Annotated in this window: 23 protein-coding genes; 15 read left to right on the top strand and 8 right to left on the bottom strand. The window is 65.2% G+C overall.

Translation table 11 applies throughout. The annotated features are described in order from the left end of the window. The first annotated feature begins 193 nt into the window (after nucleotides 1–193). From AB4112_RS26475 to AB4112_RS26455, 5 genes are all read left to right on the top strand, one after another. A complete protein-coding gene (locus tag AB4112_RS26475; RefSeq protein WP_441723972.1) occupies nucleotides 194–373 on the top strand; it encodes a hypothetical protein in 180 nt (59 codons plus the stop codon). Continuing rightward, nucleotides 370–1632, top strand: a complete 1263-nt coding sequence (locus AB4112_RS26470; protein WP_441723970.1) for a DNA cytosine methyltransferase — start codon at nucleotides 370–372, stop codon at nucleotides 1630–1632. Before AB4112_RS26475 ends, AB4112_RS26470 begins: the two co-directional genes overlap by 4 nt. Before the next feature lie 332 nt (nucleotides 1633–1964). After that, a complete protein-coding gene (locus AB4112_RS26465) occupies nucleotides 1965–2894 on the top strand; it encodes a hypothetical protein (RefSeq protein ID WP_441723968.1) in 930 nt (309 codons plus the stop codon). Between the two features lie 30 nt (nucleotides 2895–2924). Next, a complete protein-coding gene (locus AB4112_RS26460) occupies nucleotides 2925–4637 on the top strand; it encodes a DUF262 domain-containing protein (RefSeq protein WP_441723966.1) in 1713 nt (570 codons plus the stop codon). A 193-nt stretch (nucleotides 4638–4830) separates the two neighbouring features. Then, nucleotides 4831–5496: a hypothetical protein gene (locus AB4112_RS26455; protein WP_441723964.1), complete on the top strand. Its 666-nt coding sequence runs from the start codon at nucleotides 4831–4833 to the stop codon at nucleotides 5494–5496. 222 nt (nucleotides 5497–5718) lie between these two features. Here the strand turns inward: AB4112_RS26455 and AB4112_RS26450 are convergent, their stop codons facing one another. Next, nucleotides 5719–6387, bottom strand: a complete 669-nt coding sequence (locus tag AB4112_RS26450) for a cupin domain-containing protein (RefSeq protein WP_441723962.1) — start codon at nucleotides 6385–6387, stop codon at nucleotides 5719–5721. A 126-nt stretch (nucleotides 6388–6513) separates the two neighbouring features. On the opposite strand from AB4112_RS26450, the gene AB4112_RS26445 reads away from it, so the two are divergent. Together AB4112_RS26445 and gcvA (AB4112_RS26440) are read left to right on the top strand one after the other, a co-directional pair. Beyond that, complete coding sequence (locus tag AB4112_RS26445) at nucleotides 6514–7857, top strand: aspartate aminotransferase family protein (protein ID WP_441723960.1); 1344 nt, start codon at nucleotides 6514–6516, stop codon at nucleotides 7855–7857. Nucleotides 7858–7881: 24 nt separating this feature from the next. After that, on the top strand, nucleotides 7882–8802 hold the full coding sequence (gcvA, locus tag AB4112_RS26440; protein ID WP_441723958.1) for a transcriptional regulator GcvA: 921 nt from the start codon (nucleotides 7882–7884) through the stop codon (nucleotides 8800–8802). Here gcvA (AB4112_RS26440) and AB4112_RS26435 read toward each other — a convergent pair. Further along, nucleotides 8799–8981, bottom strand: coding sequence for a hypothetical protein (locus AB4112_RS26435; RefSeq protein WP_309802203.1), 183 nt, complete (start codon nucleotides 8979–8981; stop codon nucleotides 8799–8801). The two genes, gcvA (AB4112_RS26440) and AB4112_RS26435, sit on opposite strands and share 4 nt — an antisense overlap. A 148-nt stretch (nucleotides 8982–9129) precedes the next feature. Between AB4112_RS26435 and gcvA (AB4112_RS26430) the strand changes: the two genes are divergently transcribed. Continuing rightward, nucleotides 9130–10059, top strand: coding sequence for a transcriptional regulator GcvA (gene gcvA, locus AB4112_RS26430; protein ID WP_441723956.1), 930 nt, complete (start codon nucleotides 9130–9132; stop codon nucleotides 10057–10059). 176 nt (nucleotides 10060–10235) lie between these two features. On the opposite strand, the gene aguB is transcribed toward gcvA (AB4112_RS26430), so the two are convergent. From aguB to AB4112_RS26415, 3 genes are read right to left on the bottom strand one after another with little or no spacing between them, the layout of a single operon-like run. Continuing rightward, a complete protein-coding gene (aguB, locus tag AB4112_RS26425; protein ID WP_441723954.1) occupies nucleotides 10236–11114 on the bottom strand; it encodes an N-carbamoylputrescine amidase in 879 nt (292 codons plus the stop codon). A 6-nt stretch (nucleotides 11115–11120) separates the two neighbouring features. Continuing rightward, entirely contained in the window at nucleotides 11121–12113 is a 993-nt protein-coding gene (locus tag AB4112_RS26420; RefSeq protein WP_441723952.1) for an aldo/keto reductase, read from the bottom strand. Nucleotides 12114–12123: 10 nt separating this feature from the next. Further along, on the bottom strand, nucleotides 12124–12360 hold the full coding sequence (locus AB4112_RS26415) for a DUF1289 domain-containing protein (protein ID WP_441723950.1): 237 nt from the start codon (nucleotides 12358–12360) through the stop codon (nucleotides 12124–12126). A gap of 163 nt (nucleotides 12361–12523) precedes the next feature. On the opposite strand from AB4112_RS26415, the gene AB4112_RS26410 reads away from it, so the two are divergent. Both AB4112_RS26410 and ssb read left to right on the top strand, forming a co-directional pair. After that, nucleotides 12524–14119, top strand: coding sequence for a trimethylamine methyltransferase family protein (locus tag AB4112_RS26410; RefSeq protein WP_441723948.1), 1596 nt, complete (start codon nucleotides 12524–12526; stop codon nucleotides 14117–14119). Between the two features lie 185 nt (nucleotides 14120–14304). Next, nucleotides 14305–14856, top strand: coding sequence for a single-stranded DNA-binding protein (gene ssb / locus AB4112_RS26405; RefSeq protein ID WP_309802193.1), 552 nt, complete (start codon nucleotides 14305–14307; stop codon nucleotides 14854–14856). A 97-nt stretch (nucleotides 14857–14953) separates the two neighbouring features. On the opposite strand, the gene AB4112_RS26400 is transcribed toward ssb, so the two are convergent. The 3 genes from AB4112_RS26400 to AB4112_RS26390 are packed head-to-tail and all read right to left on the bottom strand — an operon-like array spanning nucleotide 14954 to nucleotide 18083. Then, complete coding sequence (locus AB4112_RS26400) at nucleotides 14954–15691, bottom strand: ThuA domain-containing protein (protein WP_309802191.1); 738 nt, start codon at nucleotides 15689–15691, stop codon at nucleotides 14954–14956. Nucleotides 15692–15731: 40 nt separating this feature from the next. After that, nucleotides 15732–16766 carry a Gfo/Idh/MocA family protein gene (locus tag AB4112_RS26395; RefSeq protein ID WP_441723946.1) on the bottom strand — a complete coding sequence of 345 codons (1035 nt, stop codon included), beginning with the start codon at nucleotides 16764–16766 and terminating at the stop codon, nucleotides 15732–15734. 36 nt (nucleotides 16767–16802) lie between these two features. Then, nucleotides 16803–18083 (bottom strand): ABC transporter substrate-binding protein, encoded by a 1281-nt coding sequence (locus AB4112_RS26390; RefSeq protein WP_441723944.1) that lies wholly within the window; start codon nucleotides 18081–18083, stop codon nucleotides 16803–16805. 675 nt (nucleotides 18084–18758) lie between these two features. On the opposite strand from AB4112_RS26390, the gene cpaB reads away from it, so the two are divergent. From cpaB to AB4112_RS26365, 5 genes are read left to right on the top strand one after another with little or no spacing between them, the layout of a single operon-like run. Beyond that, nucleotides 18759–19670, top strand: a complete 912-nt coding sequence (cpaB, locus tag AB4112_RS26385; RefSeq protein ID WP_309802188.1) for a Flp pilus assembly protein CpaB — start codon at nucleotides 18759–18761, stop codon at nucleotides 19668–19670. After that, nucleotides 19667–21031, top strand: a complete 1365-nt coding sequence (locus AB4112_RS26380; protein ID WP_309802187.1) for a type II and III secretion system protein family protein — start codon at nucleotides 19667–19669, stop codon at nucleotides 21029–21031. Before cpaB ends, AB4112_RS26380 begins: the two co-directional genes overlap by 4 nt. Before the next feature lie 6 nt (nucleotides 21032–21037). Beyond that, entirely contained in the window at nucleotides 21038–22219 is a 1182-nt protein-coding gene (locus AB4112_RS26375) for an AAA family ATPase (protein ID WP_309802186.1), read from the top strand. A 13-nt stretch (nucleotides 22220–22232) separates the two neighbouring features. Continuing rightward, nucleotides 22233–23564 (top strand): CpaF family protein, encoded by a 1332-nt coding sequence (locus AB4112_RS26370; protein ID WP_309802185.1) that lies wholly within the window; start codon nucleotides 22233–22235, stop codon nucleotides 23562–23564. After that, the gene (locus tag AB4112_RS26365; RefSeq protein WP_309802184.1) at nucleotides 23561–24490 is read left to right on the top strand and encodes a type II secretion system F family protein; all 930 of its coding nucleotides are present in this window, start codon (nucleotides 23561–23563) and stop codon (nucleotides 24488–24490) included. The genes AB4112_RS26370 and AB4112_RS26365 overlap by 4 nt, the downstream gene beginning before the upstream one ends. Nucleotide 24491: the final 1 nt, after the last annotated feature.

Here is a 24491-nt window from a genome sequence, read left to right as displayed (position 1 = left end):
CCAGGGAGGCTTTCGGCACCTGTCACCTCCACGTTGGGCTGGAGTGAATCTGCTTTTTGCGCTGGAAATTGTTCCTCATTTGTTCTAATATACTGTCCCGCTAAAGTGTGCAGAAGTGCGCAGGAGTTGTGCTTTGTTTACATTCCCGAGGCCGCATGCCGCAATGGTAGCGAGCGAATCGAGGAGCGCAACGATGTCAACGACCGCGCGTGTGCACGTGCTGCTGCCAGATGAGGATGCGCTGAGGTTTGACGCATATTGCAAGGCCAAGGGTCACAAGAAATCCACCCTGATCGCTCGGCTTATTCGAGAATATCTCGATCACGAGCATTTCGGGGTGCAGCAGGACCTTTTCCGGGGGCGATCGCAGTGAGTAGCAATTTTTATCACCTAGCGCGACCTCGTCCGCGCGGAGGACGTCTAACAGCTGTCGACCTTTTTTCGGGTGCTGGCGGCCTCTCGCTAGGGTTGGCGAACTCCGGATTCGATGTCGTGTTCTGTTCAGACCGGGACGGGGCCTGCGCGGCGACGCACGCACGTAACATGCCAGAGATCCCCTTCGGTCACGCGGATGTGGAGGATCTAAGCGGCGGGAAGATACTTGCCGAGATAGGGCTCAAGCCAGGCGAGTTAGATCTGTTGATCGGTGGTCCGCCTTGCCAGGGCTTTAGTATCATCGGTCAGCGCGAAGTTTGGGATCCGCGAAATGGATTATTCCTTCATTTCCTGCGGATCGCGGCTGAGCTTCGGCCACGTTGCGTCGTAATCGAAAATGTACCGGGTTTGGCTACACTCGCGCACGGCAAGGTATTAAATGAGATTGGACGCGCATTTTCAGATGCCGGATATGCCGTTGAATGCGCGGAACTCCTTGCTGCTCAATATGGCGTCCCACAAATGCGGTGGCGGATGTTCTTCATCGGATGGCGTCTTGATCAAGGGCGTAGTGGCGGCTTTCCTGCACCTACTCACGGTCGCGCCGGGATCGGCGATCTCGTACCCAATCGTACGATTAGCCAGGAAGATATGAACGGCTTCCTCACCATTGGAGAAGCTATCAGCGATTTGCCAGCAATCGGTGCCGGAGAAGTCAGCACAGTTTATGATGGTCCGCCTCAGAGCGAATTTCAAAGCGCTATGCGGGCAGGTACCGAAAAGTTGCACAATCACTATGCGGCGCGGTTGTCTAAGCAGAATTTGGCGCGCATCTCATGCCTGAATCCAGGCCAAGATTGGCGAGATTTGCCACACGCTCTATTACCGCCGGGTATGCAAAGAGCGTTGCGGAAGGACCACACGCGACGCTATCGCCGAATGCATTGGGATAGCGTCGCGCGTTCGATCATCACCCGATTTCGGGATCCCAAGTCAGGAGAGTACACGCATCCTGCTCAGCATCGGACGATAAGCATTCGCGAAGCTGCGCGAATTCAAAGCTTCCCTGATTGGTTTGAGTTCGAAGGTAGCTACTCCCAGCAATACGACCAAGTTGGAAACGCTGTACCGCCCCTTCTTGGTCGCGCCGTAGCTGAGGAGCTTCGACGGATACTGGAGGAACCCGCGGGTGAGCGCCGGGCGCCAGTAAAATCACGCTACCGGATGCCGGCGCCACACCTGTTTGCAGCTGAATGACTATGGCAGCAAAACGATCTGGTCCTCAGGGAAATTTTGTTAGCGAATGGTTTGGCCACAGGATTCATCCCAATATTATCGCTACTTCCGCCTCAGTAGCTGATCAACAAGCGGAGCGGTGCCCATTTTTAAGTAGTGCTACTAATGAAAGCCGTAAGTGTATCAAGGCAGATGCCGCTCGCGGTGTCTGTACTATCAGCAGCCTTAGCAATGGGCCAAGACAAGATTGGCTTGTTTGCCCTTACCGTGCACTTAGCGATGAACTAGTCTCTAGGGCGACTCGCCAGCTCTTTTCTGTTCCTCCGTCGATAGCACCGTTCGTGACGCCTGCGGTGACATTGCAACATCTTGATGTGCGGAATGATATCGCGAAGCGCCTTGGCGAGGGGCAGCCGGTATTTATCTACTTTGACAAAAAAACTAGTGGTGAACTGTCGATACCCCCGACCGAGCGATCACCAGAATTTTCGTTCGATGTAACAATCGTAGAGGTCACGTCCGAGCAAGGACTGCCTCATATCGGACGCTTTGGTATCCTAGAAATCCAAACAATGGATTTCCACGGCTCATATAGGGATGCCGTACGCAATCTACGCGAAGGGTTGCGTATGCATCCCAAGCGATTCGGTCCCACTGTTCAAGAGAACCAATGGTGGCTCTCGGAGGGTGTTGAGGGGCCGAACATTGCCAATGTGTTCAAACGAACATTCTATCAGATGATGTTCAAATTTCAGCTTGGCCAACACGTGCGTTGCGCCGGCTGCGTTCTGGCGATACCGCAATCGGTATGGGACAGTTGGCAGCGACATTTGGGTGCGCCGGAATTGATCGCCGAGGCCGATGGAACTTATAGTCTCCTCAGTCCAGGGCGCACCCGGCAGCAACCGTGTCCGGCTTGGATCTATGTTTTTGATCCCGACGCAGCTTCGGCGCAAACGCCCTCGCCCATTGTCACGCGGAAAATGATTGGCACAGATGCGCAGTCGATCTCTCATTGGGCCCTCGAGGTCGCCCCGGCCGCAGCTCTATCAAACATTGATGCAGAAGCCGGGCTGCTTGCGGGACTCTCGCGGAGGCTTAGGCTATTTTGGCCCGAGCTAGCTCGAACGGTGACCGCCGATATCGCTATTGATGAGGAGGCAAGCGTGCCGCGGTCTCGTCCGAGAAAGCCTCGGCAAGCCGATCTTAAGTTGACAGAAATTGAAAAAATATCGGATCAGAAGAAGTCTGATTCAGACGATCATCACGAAGATAGTGTTTAGGATATAATAAATATATGGATGGAGTAGAATATGAGCGGGGGAATTACTGAAACGCCGGCCGTCGGAATCGGTAAAATGCTGATGGATAGCCGGTTTATTGTGCCAAACCACCAACGAGATTACTCTTGGCGAGTTGAGGAGATCGAGCAGCTTTTTGATGATATTGAAGATGCTATCTTAAAAGAGAGCGGCATATATTTTCTCGGGTTGATGGTTTTTTTAAGATCTCGCCCTAATATACTCACTGTTCTTGATGGACAGCAGCGCCTTGCAACAGTCGTGATTGTTTTGTCGGCTATACGCGCTTGGCTTCAGCAATATAGTGACCATGCTGACGATGCTGCGAAAATACAGGAATGGTTTATTGGTCGCAGCGAGCTCGGTGAAAAGGAATTGCAAGCTCGTCTAACGCTGAACGCAGCCAATAGTCAGACATTTAGCGAGTACATATTAAAATCGGTTGCGCTTGAGGATATTGAAGAAGTCAAAAATCGACTGAAACGGCAGGATCCCAATCGAAGGCTATTGGAGGCCGCAGTCTATGCGCATGAGCGTGTTCGCAAAATGGCGAATTCTCACGGAAGCCCTGCCGAAGCCGCAAAGTATCTTTTTAAGTTTGTATTATACATTCGTGATCAAACACATGCGGTAAGATTGATAGTTGAAAGTGAGGACGCTGCATTTACGATTTTCGAGACCCTAAATGATCGCGGCCTGGATCTATCACCTTTGGATTTAATAAAAAATCATTTGTTCCGAAGCGCGGACGCGAAGTCTGAGACTCAAGTGCGCGACCTTGAGAGTCGATGGGCGCAAATGATGGCAACTCTTGCTAATGTTAGTTCTGATAATTTTCTTAAGGTGTATTGGACATCGAGACACGGGCGAATTCGGACCACGAATCTCTTTAATGCCTTTAAGCGGCAGTATGCAACGCCGCAAAGTGCTATCGATTTGTCGCTCGATATGCTTGGTGCCTCCGAGCATTATGCTGCACTCGATGCGGCTGATGACCCGGTATGGGCTCGCTATCCGGAGGCTGTGCGAACTGTTCTCCGTTCTCAGGGAGCTATCGGCGGGCAGCTAATGCACCCCATAATGCTTGCGGCATTGAGCAAGCTTGCAGTCTCAGAGATGGAGCGGCTCTTAAGATTGCTTGAGGTTGTCATTGTTAGATATCAGTTGATAGGTGGAGGAAATACGGGGAAGCTTGAATCTTCGGCATCTATCATTGCTCGAAAGATTTTTGCTGGAGAGCTTACTTCGGCGACGGCTGTATTTCAGGATTTTCGTGACATATATCCCTCTGACGAAGAGTTTCGGCAGAATTTTTTGATTAAACAGGAGAGAAATAATGCAAGGGCCCAATATTATCTAAGAAAGATAGAGGCTGAGGCGATTAGATTAGATCGTGGTATCATGGCTCAAGAACTCCAGCCTGGATCTCTCACTGTAGAGCATATTCTGCCCAAAAATCCGGCAGATGAATGGAAGGATGTAATTGTTAAAGATCCGGATACTGTCGAAGAGAGTGTGTTTAGAATAGGAAATCTATGTTTGTTGACTCAAGTAAATAAGGATTTGGGTCGGAAATCGTTTTCCGATAAGCGGAAAGTATTTGGAGAAAGTAGCTTGCTAACTACTCGCATGGTGGCTGATGTCGACCTATGGGATCGTTCAGCTATCGAGCGGCGCCAAGAGCACTTGGCAAAGCTAGCTGTTTCTGCTTGGCGATTTCAGTAGCGTGACAAAGGTGATCATTCAATCGGGCACAAGGGCTTTGCTACGCGATACGTTAGCACCTTTCCTCGCCCGGGCCTTCGGGCCAATCAGTGAGGAGCGCTATTCCTGTCGCGTGTGGCGTCAGGAGTGGCTACGGGCGGGCTGCGCCCGCACGATATCGTGCTAGCGTTAACTCGCCATCCATGTTCTCTATATGTTCATGGACAAGGCGCCCTCCGCCCCCGAGCCGGCCCCGCCGAGCGATCCCGACCTGCGCTGGACGGGATGGGCGCTGCACATCCTGCGCGAGGCGGCCGAGATCGATCTGCGGGCCAAGCGGATGACCGCGCAGCAGCAATCGGTCACCCTGGCGGGGCCGCAGACGCCGGATTTCGCGCTGATGCAGTCGCGGCTGTCGCGGTCGCTGCGGCTGTCGATCGCCATGACCGAGCGGATCCGCACCGAGTACCTGATGCGCARGGGCGAGCGGGAGGGCTCGGGCGAGCAGGAGCGCCGCCGCCGGCGCCGGGAGCAGGCCGCCGAGGCCGCGACCCGGCTGGCCGCGGCGCCCGGGGAGGGCTGGAGCGTCGARCACACCCGGTCGGCGGTGTGGGAGAAGCTGGTCGAGGACGAGATCCTGGACGTRCAGCTCGACACCCTGTCGCCCGAGGAGTTCGTGCGCGAGGTCTGCCGCMGGATCGGCCGCCCGCCGGAGCCGGCATGGCCGCCGCAGGGCGGGGAGGATGGCGCCGGTGGCGAGGCCGGCCTGGCCGATGCGGCGGCCGTCGCCGCTGGCCCCGAGGATGGCTGGAGCGAGCCGCCGGAGGAATCCGGGGATGGCTGCCCGCCGTCCAGACTGCCGGCGCCGGACAGCAGTTGAGCGCCGGGGATGGGCTCCGTTCGTGACAATCCGGATCGTGTTGCCTCTCCCGTTTACGGGAGAGGTCGGAGGCGCTTGCGCCTCCGGGTGAGGGGCGGCACCGGCGGTGGGAAAGAGCCCTCACCCGGAAATCCAAGGGGATTTCCGACCTCTCCCGCGAGCGGGAGAGGCGACGTACGGGCGCGCCCTGCGGGCGCGCGGTCCTCATCGCAGGCGCGGCCTCTAAAAGCTCGGGGGCGTGCAGCTCGACACGATCTCGGCGGGCTCGTCGCCGACCACGCGGAAGCGGTGCGGCGCCCGGCTCTCGAAGTAATAGGCGTCGCCGGGGCCGAGGATGCGGCGGCGCGGGCCCACCGTCAGCTCCACCCGGCCGCGGATCACCACGCCGCCCTCCTCGCCGGCATGGCTCAGCGGCGTCGGGCCGGTGTCGGCGCCGGGGCCCAGCCGCTCATGCAGGATCTGCAGCGCCCGGCCCGACAGGTCGCGCCCGACCTGGCGGTAGGAGATGGCCGACGCGGCCCCCGGGGCGCCCCCCGCGCCCCCAGCCTTGGCACCATGCGGCCCGGCGGTCCTGCCGGCGATCTCGGTCAGCTCCGCCGCCGCGAAGAACACCGGGTCGGACGGCGCCTCGGCCAGGGCGAAGAACTCCGCCAGGCTCAGCGGCAGCCCGTCCAGCACCTTCTTCAAGGAGCCGATCGAGGGGCTGGCGCGGTTCTGCTCGATCAGCGAGACCGTGGCGTTGGAGACCCCGGCGCGGCGCGCCAGCTCGCGCTGGCTCAAGCCCCGGGCCTCGCGCAGGCGGCGCAGCCGGCCGCCGATGTCGATGCCATCCGGGTCCGGGCTCTCCGGGGCTTCGGGATGGGATGTGGGGACTGTTTTGCTGTTCGACATTCCGAACGCCAGAAGCAGGAGGCCGTAAAGGCAGGCTTTTGCCATCTTTCTCCGCCGGCGGGCGCTTGTCGAGCAATCCGAACACTCTTACGCTCCCGGGCAAATCTTCGACCGGAGGCTTCCGCCATGAACGACCTGCAGCCGCGCGCGGACACCCGCGCCCCGAACAACCTCGAATCCTTCTGGATGCCCTACACCGCGAACCGGTCGTTCAAGCAGGCGCCGCGGCTCTATGTCGGGGCCAAGGGCATGTACTACACCACGGTCGACGGCCGCCAGGTGCTGGACGGCACCGCCGGGCTGTGGTGCGTCAATGCCGGCCACTGCAACCCGCGCATCGTCCAGGCGATCCAGGACCAGGCGGCGGAGATGGACTACGCCCCGTCCTTCCAGATGGGCCATCCCAAGGCGTTCGAGCTGGCCTCGCGCGTCGCCCAGATGCTGCCGGGCGACCTCGACCATGTGTTCTTCGCCTCCGGCGGCGGGTCCGAGGCGGTCGACACCGCGCTGAAGATCGCCCTGGCCTACCAGCGCCAGATCGGCCAGGGCACCCGCACCCGGCTGATCGGGCGCGAGCGTGGCTATCACGGCACCGGCTTCGGCGGCGTCTCGGTCGGCGGCATCGTCGCCAACCGCAAGGCGTTCGGCACCCTGCTGACCGGGGTCGACCACCTGCGCCACACCCATGACCTCGGCCGCAACGCCTACAGCCGCGGCCTGCCGCAGCACGGCGCCGAACTGGCCGACGACCTCGAGCGGCTGGTGACGCTGCACGACGCGTCGACCATCGCCGCCGTGATCGTCGAGCCGGTGGCCGGCTCCACCGGCGTGCTGATGCCGCCGCAGGGCTACCTGCAGCGGCTGCGGCAGATCTGCGACAAGCACGGCATCCTCTTGATCTTCGACGAGGTCATCACCGGCTTCGGCCGCCTCGGCACCGCTTTCGGCGCGGACTATTTCGGCGTGCAGCCCGACATGGTGACGATGGCCAAGGGCCTGACCAACGCCGCGGTCCCGGCCGGCGCGGTCGGCGTGCGCAAGCACATCTACGACGCGTTCATGACCGGCCCGGAGCACATGATCGAGCTGTTCCACGGCTACACCTACTCGGCGCATCCGCTGGCCATGGCCGCGGGCCTGGCGACCCTCGACGTCTACCGCGAGGAGGGGCTGTTCCAGCGCGTGGCCGACCTGGCGCCGTACTGGGAGCAGGCGCTGCACAGCCTGAAGGGCGCGCGCCACGTCATCGACATCCGCAACCTCGGCCTGATCGGCGCGGTTGAGCTGGAGCCGATCGCGGGCAAGCCGACGGCGCGGGCCTACGACCTGTTCATCAAGTGCTTCGAGAAGGGGGTGGGCATCCGCACCACCGGCGACATCGTCGCCCTGTCGCCGCCCTTCATCATCGAGAAGGGCGAGATCGACCGCATCGTCGAGACCCTGCGGGAGTGCCTGCAGACGCTGGACTGAGGAGGGCAGGGGCGGCCGCACCCGATGAACACCCAGCCAGGCTTCCAGCTGCCGCCGCTCGCCGCGGTGCGGGTGTTCGAGGCCGCGGCCCGCCACCTCAGCTTCACCCGCGCGGCGGCGGAGCTGGGCATGACCCAGGCGGCGGTCAGCTACCAGATCCGCCTGCTGGAGGACCGGGTCGGCACGCCGCTGTTCCTCCGCCTCACCCGCAAGGTGGCGCTGACCGAGGCCGGGGCGCGGCTGGCGCCGGCGCTGACCGATGCGCTGTCGCGCATGGCCGGGGCCTTCGCCGCACTGCGCGACGATGCCGCCGGGGGCATGCTCTCGGTCACCACCGTGATGACCCTGGCCTCGAACTGGCTGGTGCCGCGGCTCGGCCGGTTCCAGTCGGCCCATCCCCGCACCATGGTGCGGGTCGACACCGGCCAGGGCAATGTCGACTTCACCCGCGGCGACTACGACCTCGGCATCCGCTACGGCCGCGGCGTGTGGCCGGGGCTGGCGGCGCACTGGCTGCTGCCGGTCGAATACACGCCGATGTGCAGCCCGGCGCTGCGCGACCGCGCCGGCGGCTTCGCCCAGCCGCGCGACCTGCTGGGCCAGCCGCTGCTGTGGGACGATGCCGATGCCTGGCAGCGCTGGTTCGCCGCGGCCGGCGTGGCGGTGCCGGCCTCGGTCGCCGATGACGGGCTCAGGCTCGACACCCAGCAGATGATGGGCCAGGTGGTCAAGGCGGGGCAGGGCGTGGCGCTGCTCAACCCGCTGTTCTTCGCCGAGGAGCTGGCCTCGGGCCAGCTGGTGCAGCCCTTCCCGACGCTGCTGCGCGAGGAGGGCGGCTTCTACATCGTCCATCTCGAGGCCCGCCGCGAGGTCCCGAAGATCGCGCTGTTCCGCGACTGGCTGCTGGCCGAGGCGGCGGCAGCGATGGCGATGCGGGCCGGCTAGCTGCGGTCGAACCCCATGTCCCGGCGCAGCTGGTCGGACAGGGCGTTCGGGTCGAGCACCCGGCCGGCGGCCGGGCGCAGCATCCGCTGCGCGGCGGCGCGGAGGAGGGAGAGCAGGCCGCGCCGAGGGCGAAGCCGGGGGATCGGGCGCACGGGCGCCCGCTGGACGATGCTGGTCATGTCGGTCTCCTGGCGGCCCCGAACGCATCAGCTCTGTTGATGGGTTCACCGGGCCGTGCGTTGCGATGGGCTCCGTACGAGAGGAATATCGGCGTTCGTCGGGCGTTCGACCAACGCGTTCTCGATAAGCAACGGATAAGCTGTCTTAATGGATGAAGCATCAGCCTCGCGCCTGCCGCCGCTGCCGGCCATCCGCGTGTTCGAAGCGGCGGCGCGGCATCTCAGCTTCACCAAGGCGGCGGCCGAGCTGGGCATGACCCAGGCGGCGGTGAGCTACCAGATCCGCATGCTGGAGGACCGGGTCGGCGCGCCGCTGTTCCTCCGCCTCACCCGGAAGGTGGCGCTGACCGAAACCGGGGAGAGGCTGGCGCCGGCGGTGACCGAGGCCCTGGCCCGGCTGGCCGGCGCCTTCGCCGCGGCGCGCGACGACACCGGCGGGCTGCTCTCGATCACCTCGATCCACACCTTCGCCACCAACTGGCTGGTGCCGCGGCTCGGCCGGTTTCAGCTGGCCCATCCCGACATCGCCGTGCGGCTCGACACCAAGACGAATCTGATCGACTTCACCCGTGGCGACCACGACATCGGTATCCGCCACGGCATGGGCGTCTGGCCCGGCCTGACCGCCCATCCGCTGATGCCGATCGAGTACACCGCCCTATGCAGCCCGGCGCTGCGCGACCGGGCCGGCGGCATCGAGGACCCGCGCGACCTGCTGCGCCTGCCGCTGTTCTGGGACAGCGGCGACGGCTACTGGCAGCGCTGGTTCGCCGTCGCTGGCGTGGTCGTGCCGTACGGCGTGTCCGACGGCGGCATGCGGCTCGAGAACCAGCAGATGCTGGGGCGCGCGGCGCAGGCCGGGCAGGGTGTGGCGCTGGTCAACCCGACCTTCTTCCTCGACGAGCTCGCCTCGGGGGAGCTGATCCGGCCCTTCCCGTTCAGCATCCGCGAGGAAGGCTCGTACTACCTCGTCTATCTCGAGAGCCGCCGCGACGTGCCGAAGATCGCCGCCTTCCGCGACTGGCTGCTGGCCGAGATCGCCACCGACGGAAGGCCGAGTCCGGCCGCAGCCGAGTGAGCGAGGCGGCGCGGTTCTGATTGACTCGCATGTTCCTGTTATGTTCTCATGGCGACATGACGATGCCGCCGAACATCATTGTAGGTTCGGTTCGCGGCACGCGAACCCAACAGCGCCCGCCAGACAAAGGGGTTGGGCTCGCCCGAAGCGAACCCGACCCACTCGGTTCGGACAGTTCAGGAAGGGCGCGTGACCCCGTCATAGGTCAGGACCGCGCCATACAGCTCCGGCCGGCGGTCGCGGAACAGGCCCCAGCTGGCGCGCTGCGCCCGGATGGCGTCGAGGTCGAAGCGCGCCACCAGAACCTCCTCGGCGTCGCGCCCGGCCTGGGCCACCAGCGCGCCGGTCTGGTCGGCGATGAAGGACGAGCCGTAGAAGGTCTGGGCGAAGCGCTCGCCCTGCTCGGTGCCGATGCGGTTCGACGCCACCAACGGGATCAGGTTGGCCCCGGCATGGCCCTGCATCACCCGGGTCCAGTGCGGCTGGCTGTCCAGCGCGCCGTCCTGCGGCTCGCTGCCGATCGCGGTCGGGTACAGCAGCACGTCGGCGCCCATCAGCGCCATGCAGCGCGCGGCCTCCGGATACCACTGGTCCCAGCAGATGCCGCAGCCGACCGCGCCGTAGCGGGTCTTCCACACCCGGAAGCCGGTGTCACCGGGGTTGAAGTAGAACTTCTCCTCGTATCCCGGCCCGTCCGGGATGTGCGACTTGCGATAGACGCCCAGCACGCTGCCATCGGCGTCGACCATGGCGATCGAGTTGTAATAGGCGTTGTGGGCGCGCTCGAACACGCTCACCGGCATCGCCACCTGCAGCTCCGCCGCCAGCGCGCGGAAGCGCTCGACCACCGGGTGGCCGTCGATCGGCTTGGCCAGGGCGAAGTGCGACTGCAGCTCGTCGCGGCAGAAGTACGGGGCGGCGAACAGCTCCTGCGGCAGCACGATCTGGGCGCCGCGGCCGGCGGCCTGGCGCACCAGGGCCTCGACCCGGTCCAGGGTCTCGGCCTCGTTCCAGGTGCAGAAGGTCTGGGTGGCGGCGACGGTGAGGGTGGTCATGGGCGGCTACCAGCGGTGGTGGACATGCGGCGCGATCAGGCGGTCGTAGAGGTCGCGGATCGCCTCCATCTGCGCCGGGCTGAACGCCGGCAGGTCGGCGGCGGCGGCGTTGCCGCGCGCCTGCTCCGGGTTGCGGGCGCCTGGGATGGCGGCGGAGACGGCGTCGTGCATCAGGATCCAGCGCAGCGCCGCCTGGGCCATCGGCACGCCCTGCGGCAGGATGCGGCGCAGCTCCTCCACCGCCTGCAGCCCGACCTCGAGCGGCACGCCGGAGAAGGTCTCGCCGACGTCGAAGGCCTCGCCGTGCCGGTTGAACTGGCGGTGGTCGTTTGCGGCGAAATGGGTGTCGCGGCTGATCTTGCCGGTCAGCAGGCCGCTGGCCAGCGGCACCCGGGCCAGGATGGCGATGTCAGCCGCCTTGGCCAGGCCGAAGAACAGCTCCGCCGGGCGCTGCCGCAGGATGTTGAAGATGATCTGGACCGACGCGACACCGGGATAGCCGATCGCCTTGATCCCCTCCTCGACCTTCTGCACCGACACGCCGTAATGGCGGATCTTGCCGGCGCGGACCAGCCCGTCCAGCCCTTCGAACAGGGCGGGGGTGTAGTAGACCTCGGGCGGCGGGCAGTGCAGCTGCACCAGGTCCAGCGTCTCCATCTCCAGGTTGGCGCGGGACCGGTCGATGAAGGCCTCGATCGCCTCGATGGTGTAGCCCTCGGTGACATGCGGGTTGAGGCGACGGCCGGCCTTGGTCAGCACCTTGACTCGGTCCTTGATCTCCGGCCGCTCGCGTCGCAGCCGGGCGATGATCTTCTCGCTGCGGCCGTCGCCATAGACGTCGGCGGTGTCGATCAGGGTGACGCCGGCATCGATCGCGGCGTTCAGCGCGGCCAGGGCGTCGGTCTCGCCGACGTCGCCCCAGGATCCGCCGATCTGCCAAGCGCCGAAGCCGATGGCGGAAACGGTCCAGCCGGTCTTGCCGAAACGGCGGGTCTGCATGGGGTTCTCCCTAGACGGATTGGGGCTGTCGGCGCCGTGGCCGGCTGTCCGCTGCGCTAGTGCGGCCGCGGGCGCGGCGACGTTCCTTCAGGCGCTGCAGGATGGCCAGGCGCTGGGTGTTGTCGGTGTCGCGCCACATCGCGATCTCCTCCGCCGTGCGCAGGCAGCCGGCGCACAGGCCGGTCTCGGCCTCGAGCGTGCAGACGCCGGTGCAGGGCGAGACGATGGGGGGCAGGTCGAAGGTCATGGCCCCTTCCAGGTAGCCTGGCCGACGCCCGGGTTCAAGGCGATGCGTGTGACATGCGATGGTGTCGCGTGCAGTGTCGTGGGCGGGCGAAGGCTGGTCGCAGGCACGATGGCCGGCACGGCCTCGCGGCGTAGCATCGGAAGCCTGGGAGAAGGATAACGCCATGACCGATTCTGCCGTGACTCCGCCGGATGATGCCGCAGCCGGAGACGCCCCGGAGGGTGGCCGGTCCGGGCGCCGCGGCCGGGGCGGGGCCGAGGCCCGGCGTGCCCTGCGCCGCGGCGGCGGCCTGCAGCAGCTGAAATACATCTCGCGCAAGATCCCGCTCTACGAGGTGCTGAAGACCGACGGGCTCGAGATCATCGAGCACAACGCCGACACGGTGCTGGAGGAGATCGGCCTCGAGTTCCGCGACGATGAGGAGACGCTGGAGCTGTGGAAGGCGGCCGGGGCCGACGTCAAGGGCACTCGCATCCGCTTCCCGCGCGGACTGTGCCGGCAACTGATCCAGGCCACCGCGCCGCGCGAATTCACTCAATACGCGCGCAACCCGGAGAGGACGGTCCAGATCGGCGGCAACAACACCGTCTTCGCCCCGGTCTACGGCCCGCCCTTCATCCGCACCCTCGACGAAGGCCGCCGCTACGCCCGGATCGAGGATTTCCGCAACTTCGTGAAGCTCGCCTACATGACGCCGGTGATGCACCACTCCGGCGGCACCGTGTGCGAGCCGGTTGACCTGCCGGTGAACAAGCGGCATCTCGACATGGTCTATTCCCACATCAAATACTCCGACAAACCCTTCATGGGGTCGGTGACGGCGCCGGAGCGGGCGGAGGACACGGTCGCCATGGCGCGGCTGGTGTTCGGTGAGGAGTTCGTCGACAAGAACTGCGTGCTGATCAGCCTGATCAACGCCAATTCGCCGATGGTGTGGGACGGCACCATGCTCGGTGCCCTCAAGACCTATGCCCGCGCCAACCAGGCGGTGATCGTCACCCCGTTCATCCTGGCCGGCGCCATGGCGCCGGTGACCAGTGCCGGCGTGCTGACCCAGACCCTGGCCGAAAGCCTGGCCGGCATGGCCACGGCGCAGCTGTGCCGACCCGGTGCGCCGGTGGTGTTCGGCTCCTTCGCCAGCTCGATCTCGATGCAGTCGGGCGCGCCGACCTTCGGCACGCCGGAGCCGGCTTTGGTGCTGTATGGCGCCGCCGCCCTGGCACGCCGCCTCGGCGTGCCGTTCCGCTCCGGCGGGTCGCTGTGCGGCTCGAAGGCGCCGGACGCGCAGGCCGCGTTCGAAAGCGCCCAGACCCTGCTGCCGACCATGCTGGGCGGCGTCAACTTCGTGCTGCACGCCGCCGGCTGGCTCGAGGGCGGGCTGGTCAGCTCCTACGAGAAGTTCATCCTCGACACCGACCAGCTCGGCATGATGCAGGTGATGGCCGAGGGCATCGACCTCAGCGAGAACGGCCAGGCGATGGACGCGATCCGCCAGGTCGGCCCGGGCAGCCACTATCTCGGCTGCGACCACACCCAGCGCAATTTCGAGAACGCCTTCTACCGTTCGACCATTGCCGACAACAATTCCTACGAGCAGTGGGAAGCCGAGGGCCGGCAGGACGCCTCCCAGCGCGCCAACACCATCTGGAAGCGCATGCTGGAGGAGTACGAGGCGCCGGCGATCGACCCCGCGATCGACGAGGCGCTGCAGGATTTCATGCGCCGCAAGAAGGACAGCATGCCCGACGCCTTCACCTGAGACCGGTCTCTCGGGCCCGCCGGGTCCGAGATGGCGGTTGCAAACCGGGCCGCCCGGGTGGATGATCCTCTTTTGTTCTCGCGTGTGGGCGTGGCCTCGACCCGGAACGGAATCGCTTTGCAATTCCAATTCGGGTCATCCGGCTCTAGGGTCCGCCCCTGATTGAGTCTTACGAGGTCTGGGTCATGGCTGGCAGCGTCAACAAGGTCATTCTGGTCGGCAATCTCGGCCGCGATCCGGAGATCCGGTCCTTCCAGAACGGCGGGCGGGTCGCGAATCTCTCGGTTGCGACGTCGGAGAACTGGAAGGACCGCACCACCGGTGAGCGCAAGGAGCGCACCGAGTGGCACCGCGTCGTGGTGTTCAACGACGCGCTGGTCGGGGTGGTCGAGCGGTTCCTGAAGAAGGGATCGAAGATCTATATCGAGGGGCAGCTGGAGACCCGCAAATACGCCGACCAGAGCGGCGCCGAGCGCTACACCACCGAGGTGGTGCTGCGTCCGTTCCGGGGCGAGCTGACCATGCTCGACGGCCGCGGCGAAGGCGGCGGTGGGGGCGGCGGCTTCGAGGATGAAGGCGGCGCGAGCGGTGGCGGCGGGGGCTTCGGCGGCGGCGCTTCCGGCGGCGGCCGATCCTCGGGCGGCGGCTTCGGCGGCCCGTCCGGCGGCGGTTCGTCGGGTGGCGGCGGTGGCCGTGCCCCGATGGCGGACGATCTCGACGACGAGATCCCGTTCTGATCCTGGTTTCAGCTGAAAATGCCAGCGGGCGGGCCGATCGGTCCGCCCGCTTCATTTCAGGGTTTGGGCTCCGGGCCGAGGAGGAAGAGTGGCGGACCTACCCCATCTTCTCCAGCGGCTCCCGCCGAGCATTGTCCGGCGGGGTGCGGCGGACGCCGGGCTGGGCGGCCCAGGCGGCGGCGTTGGCGATGACCTTCTGGACCTCGGCGTGGTGGTAGCTGGGGAAGGTCTCGTGGCCCGGCCGGAAGTAGAACACCCGACCGTAGCCGCGGCGGTAGGTCAGGCCGCTGCGGAACACCTCGCCGCCCTTGAACCAGCTGACGAAGATCAGCTCGTCCGGCTCCGGCACGTCGAAGAACTCCCCATACATCTCCTCCTGCGGGATCTCGATGCAGCGGTCGAGGCCGGCGGCGATCGGATGCGCCGGGGCGGTGACCCAGATCCGCTCGTTCTCGCCCTGGGTGCCGTGGACCCGCCAGTTGACGCTGCAGCTGGTGCCCATCAGCCGGCGGAAGATCTTCGAGTAGTGGGCGGAATGCAGCACGATCAGGCCGAGGCCGCCCATGACGTGGCGGCGCACCCGCTCGACCACCGCGTCCGACACATCCTCATGCGCCTTGTGGCCCCACCACAGCAGCACGTCGGCGCCGTTCAGCACCTCGTCGGTCAGCCCGTGCTCGGGCTGGTCCAAGGTCGCGGTCGACACCGGGAAGCCGCGCTGGCGCAGGGGGGCGGCGATCGCCTCATGGATGCCGTCGGGATAGACGGCGGAGACGTCGGGGTTCTGCAACTCGTGCCGGTATTCGTTCCAGACCAGCAGGCGGGGAAGGGCCATGTCAGATGTCTCCGGAGTTGGGCGGTCAGCGGCCGGCCTCTCAGGGCAGGATGTCGGACAGCTGCACCCACGTGCCGTCCTGAGCGCCCGACCGCATGCTGGCGAAGCTGGTGGCGAGGGACTGGATGTTGTCCTCGCCCGAGGTGAAGTAGCGCGGCGGCTTGCCGCGCACAGCCTGGGCGAAGGCGTTCAGCGTGCCGGCCCGGTCGATCAGCTCGACGGGGGTCATCGGCAGGTCCTCGGTGGTGCCGTCGGGCCGGCGCAGCACCACCTTGTCGGCGATCGCGCCGCCGACGCCGCGCGCCTGCCACAGCAGTTCGGCCTCCTCGCATTCGATCGCCCATTCGCCGGTCCAGGTGGTCGGCGTGCCGCGGGAGACCCAGGAGCCGTTGTAGGACACCATCATGCCGCTCTCGAGCGCCAGCAGCGCATGGGCGGCGGCATGGTCCTTGAACGGGCTGTCCGGCGTGTTCCAGCTGCGGCAGGCGACGCGCTGCACATTCTCGCCGAAGATCATCCGCATCAGGTCGAAATGGTGGATCGCCATGTCCAGCAGCAGCGGGCCGGGGATGTCGTGGTAGCGGTGCCCGGTCACCTTCCAGTTCTGGCGGAAGTCGATCAGCGCCGAGAGTGCCCTGCCATAGGTGCGCTTCCGCACCAGGTCGGCCACCGTCCGCACCGCCGCCTGGTAGCGGTAGTTCTGGCTGACCATCAGCACCCGGCCGGCCTGCTTCGCCAGCGCGATCAGCGCCTGGGCCTCTTCCAGCGTCGAGGTGAAGGGCTTCTCGACCAGCACGTGCTTGCCGGCCTTCAGCGCCATCTCGCTGACGCTCTTGTGGCCGGCGGTCGGCAGCACTGCCAGCACGCCCTCGGCCTCGACCGCGGCGATCGCCGTGTCGAGGCTGGGGAAGCACTTGGCCTCCGAGAGGCCGAGCGTCTCCTGCGCCCGCTTCAGCACCTCCGGACTGGCGTCGACGAAGCCGACGACGTCGACCGCCTTCACCTGCGGCAGGATGGTGTGGGCCCAGTTGGTGCCCCAGCCGCCGAGGCCGACCTGGATGACCTTGACCGACATTCCGTCTTCCTTTGCCCGTCTGCTATTGCGTGATGCTCACCAGCGGCCGCCGCGGCTCAGCCGGTTCAGGTCCTTCTCCAGCTGCGCCAGGTTGGTCGCAGCGTCGCCGTTCTTGGACAGGGTGGCGTGCACCGCATTCCAGAACAGGGTCGAGACCTCGCTGTAGCGTTCCCCGGTCACCGCCGAGGGGCGGGCGGCGGTGCCGTCGAGGATTTGGCGCGTGATCTTGAAGAAAGGCCGCTTCGCCAGGAGTTCCTGGTCTTCGTAGAGTGCCGGGATGGTCGGCTGATAGCCGCCCTCCATGGCGCGGCGCTTCTGTTCCTCTCGGCTGGTCAGATACATCGCGAATTCCGCCGCTTCCTTGGGGTGGGCGGAATATTTCGACACCGCGATCTGCCAGCCGCCCAGCGTCGCCGCGTGCCGGGCGCCGTCGCCATCGCCCTTGGGCAGCGGGGCATATCCCACCTTGCCTTTGACCGGGCTGTCGGTCGCCTCGGCGAGACTGGCGGCATAGGGCCAGTTGCGCATGAAGGCGGCGTTGCCGGACTGGAACACGCCGCGCGCATCCTCCTCCGTGTAGTTCAGCACGCCGTCGGGCGCGATGGTGCCGATCCAGGAGGCGGCGAGGTCCAGCGCCTTGGCCGCCTGCGGGTTGTTGACGGTGATCTTGCCGTCCGCATCGACGATGGTGCCGCCGCCGAAGCTGACGATCCATTCCAGCGCGTCGCAGGTCAGCCCCTCATAGGCCCGCCCCTGGAACACGAAGCCGAAGAAGCGGTCGTTGCCCGCCTTGCGCTCGCCCTCCTGGATGGTCTTGGCGGCCGCGGTCATCTCCTCCCATGTCGCGGGCACCTTGATCTGGTATTTGTCGAACAGGTCCTGGCGGTAATAGAGCAACCCGGCATCGGTGTACCACGGCAGGGCCAGGAGGTGGCCGTCGCGGGTCAGCCCCTGGACGATGCCTGGAAAGTACTGGTCGATGGTGGCCTGGTCGACATACTGCTTCAGGTCGACGAAATGGCTGCCCAGGATGCCGGGCCAGATGACGTCGACCTGGAACACGTCGATGTCGCCGGACTTCCCGGTCAGGAACTGCTGGTAGAGCGCCAGCTGTTCCGAGGTCGATTGCGGAGCCGCGACGATCTTGACGGTGTTGCCGGTCTTCGCCGACCAGGCCTTAGCTGCCTCGTCGCACAATCTGGACTGGATGCCGGTCGATCCGCAGGCGAAGGTGACGTCGACGCCCGCTGTGGCCGGCGTGGCCGCCAGCCCGAGGACGAACAGGGCGGCGAGCGAGGTCAGGTGTCTCCCGGACATGGTTCCCTCCTGTGGTCGTGTGCCCGGGTTCTGGTGCCCGATGCAACCGTTTTCAGGTTAGTGGCGCGGGGTGATTTGGCAACGACAATCGAACCCTGCGGCCGCCGGCTGGAGACCTTCCAGGAGTGGGCCGGACAACGGGATCGTCAGGGCGCCGATGATCGGAATGTTGGCAGACCCAAGGAGGCGCAGGGAAGGCCGCATCGCGAATCCAAGGATTCGTCAATGCTCCATGTGTGTCAGCTTTACAACCTTTGGTCGTGCCTACGGCGCCTTGGCCCAAACTTTCGTGTTGACGCGGTCATCAGAAAAATGGACATAAATAAATATTAGGTATATTTCGATGTAATCTGCAACCCCAGGTCAGTGTCTAGGAATTAACTCCACAAAGGTCAAAATCTTCTAACTGTGCATATCATTTTATGCAGGTTTCTTTGCTTGGGACGTCTAGTAAGAACACGATCGGGTTCTTGTGTTACATAATAAACACTTGTGGAATTGGCATGCTTGTGCTACATAAAGGGGTATTAATGTTAGTTTATCTGACCTTTTAAGGAGTGCGGCCCATGCATGAATATTCGAGCGAAGCGAAACGCTAGCCGTCCGGTTCAAAAATTGCTTGCCTCGCCCGTCGAGGCTGATTGGTTTCGACATGCCCATTGAAGCCCCCGACCGATGAATGCGAATGTCCTGACGCGAGCCTATCTGGTCCTTGGGGGTCTGGGGGCGATCTCGCTGATCGCTTATGGCGTCTACAAGAACTACGCGCCGGTGGAGTCGACCCAGGCGTCGACGCCGGCACCGGTCGTTCAGCCCGCTCCGGCCGACATCAAAGTGTTCGGGGTGATGACCGCGGCGCGCTTCATCGCCCGGGGGCAGGTGATCGCCCGCGAGGATGTGAGCTCCATCTCGATCGCAGGGGGGGTGCCGGCGGGTGCCAGGACGGCGATCGGCGACGTGGTCGGCAAGATCGCGACGGTGGACATTCCGGCCCAGCAGCTGCTGCTCGATTCCGTGGTTTCTGCCGATCCGGCCAGGGCCGGGCTTGCCGCGCTGGTCCCGCCGGGGCTTCGCGCGATCAGCATTCTGACCAATGACGAGATCGCGGTCAGCGAATTCGTCCGGCCGGGCGACAAGGTCGACATCCAGCTGGTGCTGCCCGACACCGCCCTGAACAAGCAGGGCGGGCTGCAGCGCCAGGGCGGCGGGGATCTGAGCGAAGCGCGCACCGTGCTGCAGGATGTGCTGGTCCTCACCGTCGGCACCACCCTCGGCGATCCGGCGATGGCCCCGGCCGACCAGAATGGCGGCGGCCGTCGGCCCGACCCGTCGCGGACAATCAGCCTGGCGATGACGCCCGACCAGATCGCCCAGTTCGCCCTGGCCCGCAGCCTCGGCTCCTTCTATCTGGCTCTGCGCCGGCCGGACGATCTGCAGCTGATCACCGACAACACCGCGAAGCTGTCGGACATCCGTGGCCCGGCCCCGCCGCCAGCCGCGGTCGAGCCGCCGCAGCGGAAGGCGATCGAGCTGATCGTCGGCGACCGCAGCCAGATGATCTACCCCCGGTCCGGAGAGCCGCGATGAGATTTGTGGTCCGCATGCTCTGCATCGCGGTGTTCGTCCTCGTCTCCGGCGCGGCGGGGGCGGAGGAACTGCGGCTCGGCGTCGGCGCCCAGCGGGTGATCGACCTTCCCGCGCCGATCACCCGCATCGTCGTCGGCCAGGGCGGCATCATCGATGCGACCGCGCTGAACCAGGACCAGTTGCAGATCACGGGCCTGCAGTCGGGCCAGACCACGCTCGCCATCTTCACCAGCCGGTCGGACCAGGGCATTTCCTACGACGTCACCGTCGGCGGCGCTCCGGCGGTCGCGCTGCCGACCATCCCCAACCGCGGCGACCCGGCGCGGCAGATCCGCGGACAGCCCGGGCTGCAGGGCGTGCGGGTGAATCGCGACGGCGACACCGTGGTGCTGTCCGGTTCGGTGCCGGACCTCGATGCCCATGCGCGGGCGACGAGCATCGCCAACGCCTATGGCGACGGCAAGGTGGTCGACCTGATGAAGGTCACCGGCAACCAGATGGTCGCGGTCGACATCCAGTTCGCGGCGGTGTCGGCGACCACATTGCGGGCCCTCGGCTTCAGCTTCTCGGCACTCGGCGGCACCGATTTCCAAGGCGCGCTGGTCGGGCCGAACACCCTGCAGAGCTACGAGTTCAGCAACACCGTTTCCAAAGTCACCTCGACGGTTCCGCTGGCGAACGCCTTCAATCTGTTCCTTGGCGATCGCCGCAATGGTATTCTCGGCATCCTCAGCGCGCTGTCCCAGGCCGGGCTAACCCAGTTGCTGGCCCAGCCGACGCTGCTGGTCCGCTCCGGCGAGCACGCCGAGTTCCTGGCGGGTGGCGAGGTGCCGATCCCGGTGCCGCAGGGCGGCAACGACAACGGCACCATCACCATCGAGTACCACCAGTACGGCGTCAAACTGGACATCGCGCCGGTGGTGCTGTCGGACAAGCGCATCGTACTCAAGGTCTCGCCCGAGGTCAGCGAGCTCGACTACGCCAATGCACTTCAGATCCAGGGGTTCAACGTGCCGGCCTTCCGCCGCCGCTCGACCTCGACCACGGTCGAACTCGGCAGCGGTCAGAGCTTCGTCCTCGCCGGCCTCATTTACAGCAACAGCGCGGTCAACGAGAGCAAGTTCCCCTGGCTGGGCGACATCCCGATCATCGGCGCGCTGTTCAAGTCAACCAACAACCAGCAGGAGCGGCAGGAACTGATCATCGTCGCCACGCCGCGGCTGGTCACCCCGCTGGCGCCGAACCAGGTCCCGCCGCTGCCGGGGGTGGATACGCGCAAGCTCAACCCGACCATCGGCGACATGATCCTGAATGTCGACCAGGTGCAGGACCATCTCGCACCCTATGGGCTCATGCGGTAGGCAGCAATGTTCCGGATCACCGTCGCCACCTCGGACACCAATCTCGCCGCCGGACTGATCGCCGCGCTGGAAGGCGTCGCAGCGGTGATCCGCTCGACCCCGGACACGGGACCGCTGCTCGAACTGTGCGGCAAGGTGAAGCTGGATCTGGTCCTGCTCGACGCCGACCCGGTCGATGGGTTCGGCACCGGGCTGGCCGAGGCGATGCGGGCGCTGACCGCCGCCGATCCGGATGCGCCGATCATCGTCCTCGGCGACGAGGGCGATGCCCGGTCGGTGCTGCGGGCGATCCGCGCCGGGGCGGCCGACGTGATCGACCGCAGGGCCCAGGGCGAAGCGCTCAGCGAGCAGCTCGGCCGGCATCTCACCGGCGCGCCGCGCGGCGACGCGATCGGCAGCGGCGCCCTCACTCTGGTGATGAGCGGCCAGCCCGGCGGCGAAGGCCTGTTCGCGGTCAACCTCGCGGTGCTGCGCGCGAAGGCGGCAGGGGGCGGGCTGCTGATCGATGGGGCGTTGCCGTCGAGCGAGGCCGGCGCCGCGCTCAACGTGCCGCTCAACTACACCATCCGTGATGCGGTCCAGGACCTGCCGCGGCTGGACCGCACGCTCCTGTCCTCGGCACTCGGCCGGCATGCGCCGTCGGGACTGCACATCCTGCCTTTGGCGGTGGCCGGCGAGGAGGTGCACGACATCGCCCCCGACGCGATCGCCTCGATGCTGCTGGTGCTGCGGGCGTTGTTCGGCGAGGTGATCCTGAATGTCGGCGGCATCCGCCATCCCGGCCTGCTGACCGAATTCGTCCGCGCCGCCGGCCGGATCTACCTGGTGGCGCCGCAGCGGTTCACCGCGGTCAAGGCCTGCCGCGACCTGCTGGTGCAGATCGGCCCGAGCGCCCAGGTGCTCGACCGCATCACCCTGGTGGTCGAGGACCACGCGCCGGGGATCACGCTGACCGAGGAGCAGATGCGAGAGGCGCTCGGGCTACGCCGCTCGGTGCGCCTGCCGGCTGCACGGGTCGAGCTGATCAACGCGCTCAACGCCGGGCGCCCGCTGGTGTTGGAGCAACCGCGCGCCGCCTACTCCCGAGCGCTGGAGAAGCTGGCGGCCGAGGGGGCCCCGACACTAGCCCCGGTGGCCCGGCCGACGCCACGCGGCAGCGGCCTGTTCGGCCGGCTGCGGACGTCGTGAGGGAGGCGCGACGATGGCAGGGCTGATCAACGGCGTCGGTGTGAGGGGCGGGGCGGACCCCGAACAGGCGGCGGCGGAGCTGCGCACCACCGACGGCTATCAGCGCACCAAATTCGCCATCTTCAACCTGGTGCTGGAGCAGCTCGAGGCGCTCGGCATCACCTCCGAGGCGGCCAGCCGGCCGATGATCCGCGACGGCATCGAGCAGGCGATCACCCGCTTCGCCGCCAAGGAGGGGCTGGCGCTGAACGCCGCCGAGCGCGCGCTGCTTGCCGCCGAGGTGCAGAACGAGGTCATCGGGCTCGGCCCGCTCGAGCCGCTGCTCAAGGACCCGACGATCGATGACGTGATCGTCAACGGGCCGTTCAGGATCTATGTCGAGCGTGCCGGCCAGATGTCGCCGGTGCCGGCCCGGTTCCGCGACACCGCGCATCTGATGAACATCATCCAGCGCATCGTCAGTCCGATCGGTCGCCGAGTCGACGAGGCGACGCCCTATGTCGACGCCCGGCTGCCGGACGGATCGCGCGTCAACATCGTCATCCCACCGATCGCGCTGGATGGGCCGATGGTGTCGATCCGGAAGTTCCGGATCCAGGGCCTGACGGCGCAGGACTATGTCCGGCTCGGTTCGATGAGCCCGGAGATGATGAGCTTCCTTGCCGCCGCGGTGCGCTCGCGCCTCAACATCCTGATCTGCGGCGGCACGGGCTCGGGCAAGACCACGCTGTTGAACATGCTGAGCGCCAATATCGATGAGAGGGAACGGCTGATCACCATCGAGGATGCGGCGGAACTGCAGCTGCGGCAGAGCCATGTGGTGCGGCTTGAGACGCGGCCGCCCAATCTCGACGGCAGCCGCGAGGTGACCGCCCGCGACCTGGTGCGCAACGCGCTGCGGATGCGGCCCGACCGCATCATCCTGGGCGAGGTGCGCGGCGCCGAGGCGGTCGAGATGCTGCAGGCGATGAGCACCGGCCATGACGGGTCGATGGCGACGATGCATGCCAATTCCAGCCGCGACGCCTTCGGACGGCTGGAAATGCTGCTCGGCTTCGGCGGGCTGACCGGCGATCCGAAGACGATCCGGCGCTACATCGCCAACAGCATTCACATCATGGTCCAGGTCAATCGCATGGCCAGCGGCAAGCGGCGGGTTACGACGGTGTCGGAGCTGACCGGCCTCGAAGGCGAACAATATAGTCTGAACCAGCTTTTTTCCTTTGAAGAGCAGCCGCCGATGAGCGGCCTGGGTGAATTCAGAACCCTGTCCGCACGCCCCCATTTCGCGCACCGGCTGGTTGGCATGTCGGAGTTGCGGACTGCGTCGAGGCCAGCGCCATGAACGGGTCGGGATTTCTTCTTCTCGGGGTTGCTTCGCTGTTCTTTCTGGCCGGCATCGGATTTCTGGCGAGCGGCGGGCAACGGCGTCGAAATCAGCAGATGCAGGATCGGCTGGAAGAATTGCAGGGGCTGAGCACCCCCTCGCCCGTCAGTCTTTCACGTAACCGCTTCGTGGCGAGCGAGCGGGGTGGCCCCCAGTTCCTTGAGCTTTGGCTGGCCAGGGCCGACATTGCGTTGCGCCCGCAGATAGTGCTTGCTGCCGGCTGCGCGCTTCTGGCTGTCGCCTCCATATTGACCCTGCTGGCTGGCCCGATCGTAGGCTGCGTGATCGCGGCGATCGTGCTGGGTGGCGGGATCTTCGGTTTGCGGTTGCTGGCGGCGCGGCGCCTCGCCGCCTTTATCAACGGGCTGCCGTTCTTTCTGGATGCGTTGCGCCAACTGCTGACCATCGGCAACTCCATGCAGCAGGCTTTGCTGACAACCGCAGAGAATTCCGGGCCGGAAATGCAGCGCTATTTGAATCCGCTCATTCGGCGCATCAACAATGGCGCGCCGATCCCGGAAAGTATTCGTTGGTTGGCCGATCGCCTGAAGGTGCCGGAACTCTATATGCTGGCCGCGGCTGTCGAGACCAATTTCCGGTTTGGCGGCCGGATGTCAACGGTCCTTGCCAACCTTGTTCAGATCCTGCGCGATGGCGCCAGGGTCGGGCGTGAACTCAGGTCGGCGACGGCCGAGATTCGGTTCAGCGCAATTGTGCTTGGGCTCATGCCCTTTGCCGCGGCCGTCATGATCGGCATCACCAAGCCCAGCTATATCATGTTCTTCATCGAGACCGCGCAAGGGCATCGGCTGGCGCTTATTGCACTCGGTCTGCAGGCGGCCGGCCTCCTGGTGATGAGCCGTATCATGCGGTTGGAGTTCTAGG

The organism is Inquilinus sp. 2KB_23, from assembly GCF_052115705.1.
Taxonomy (GTDB): Bacteria; Pseudomonadota; Alphaproteobacteria; order DSM-16000; family Inquilinaceae; genus Inquilinus; species Inquilinus ginsengisoli_A.
This window is presented reverse-complemented; position numbering and strand designations above follow the sequence as displayed.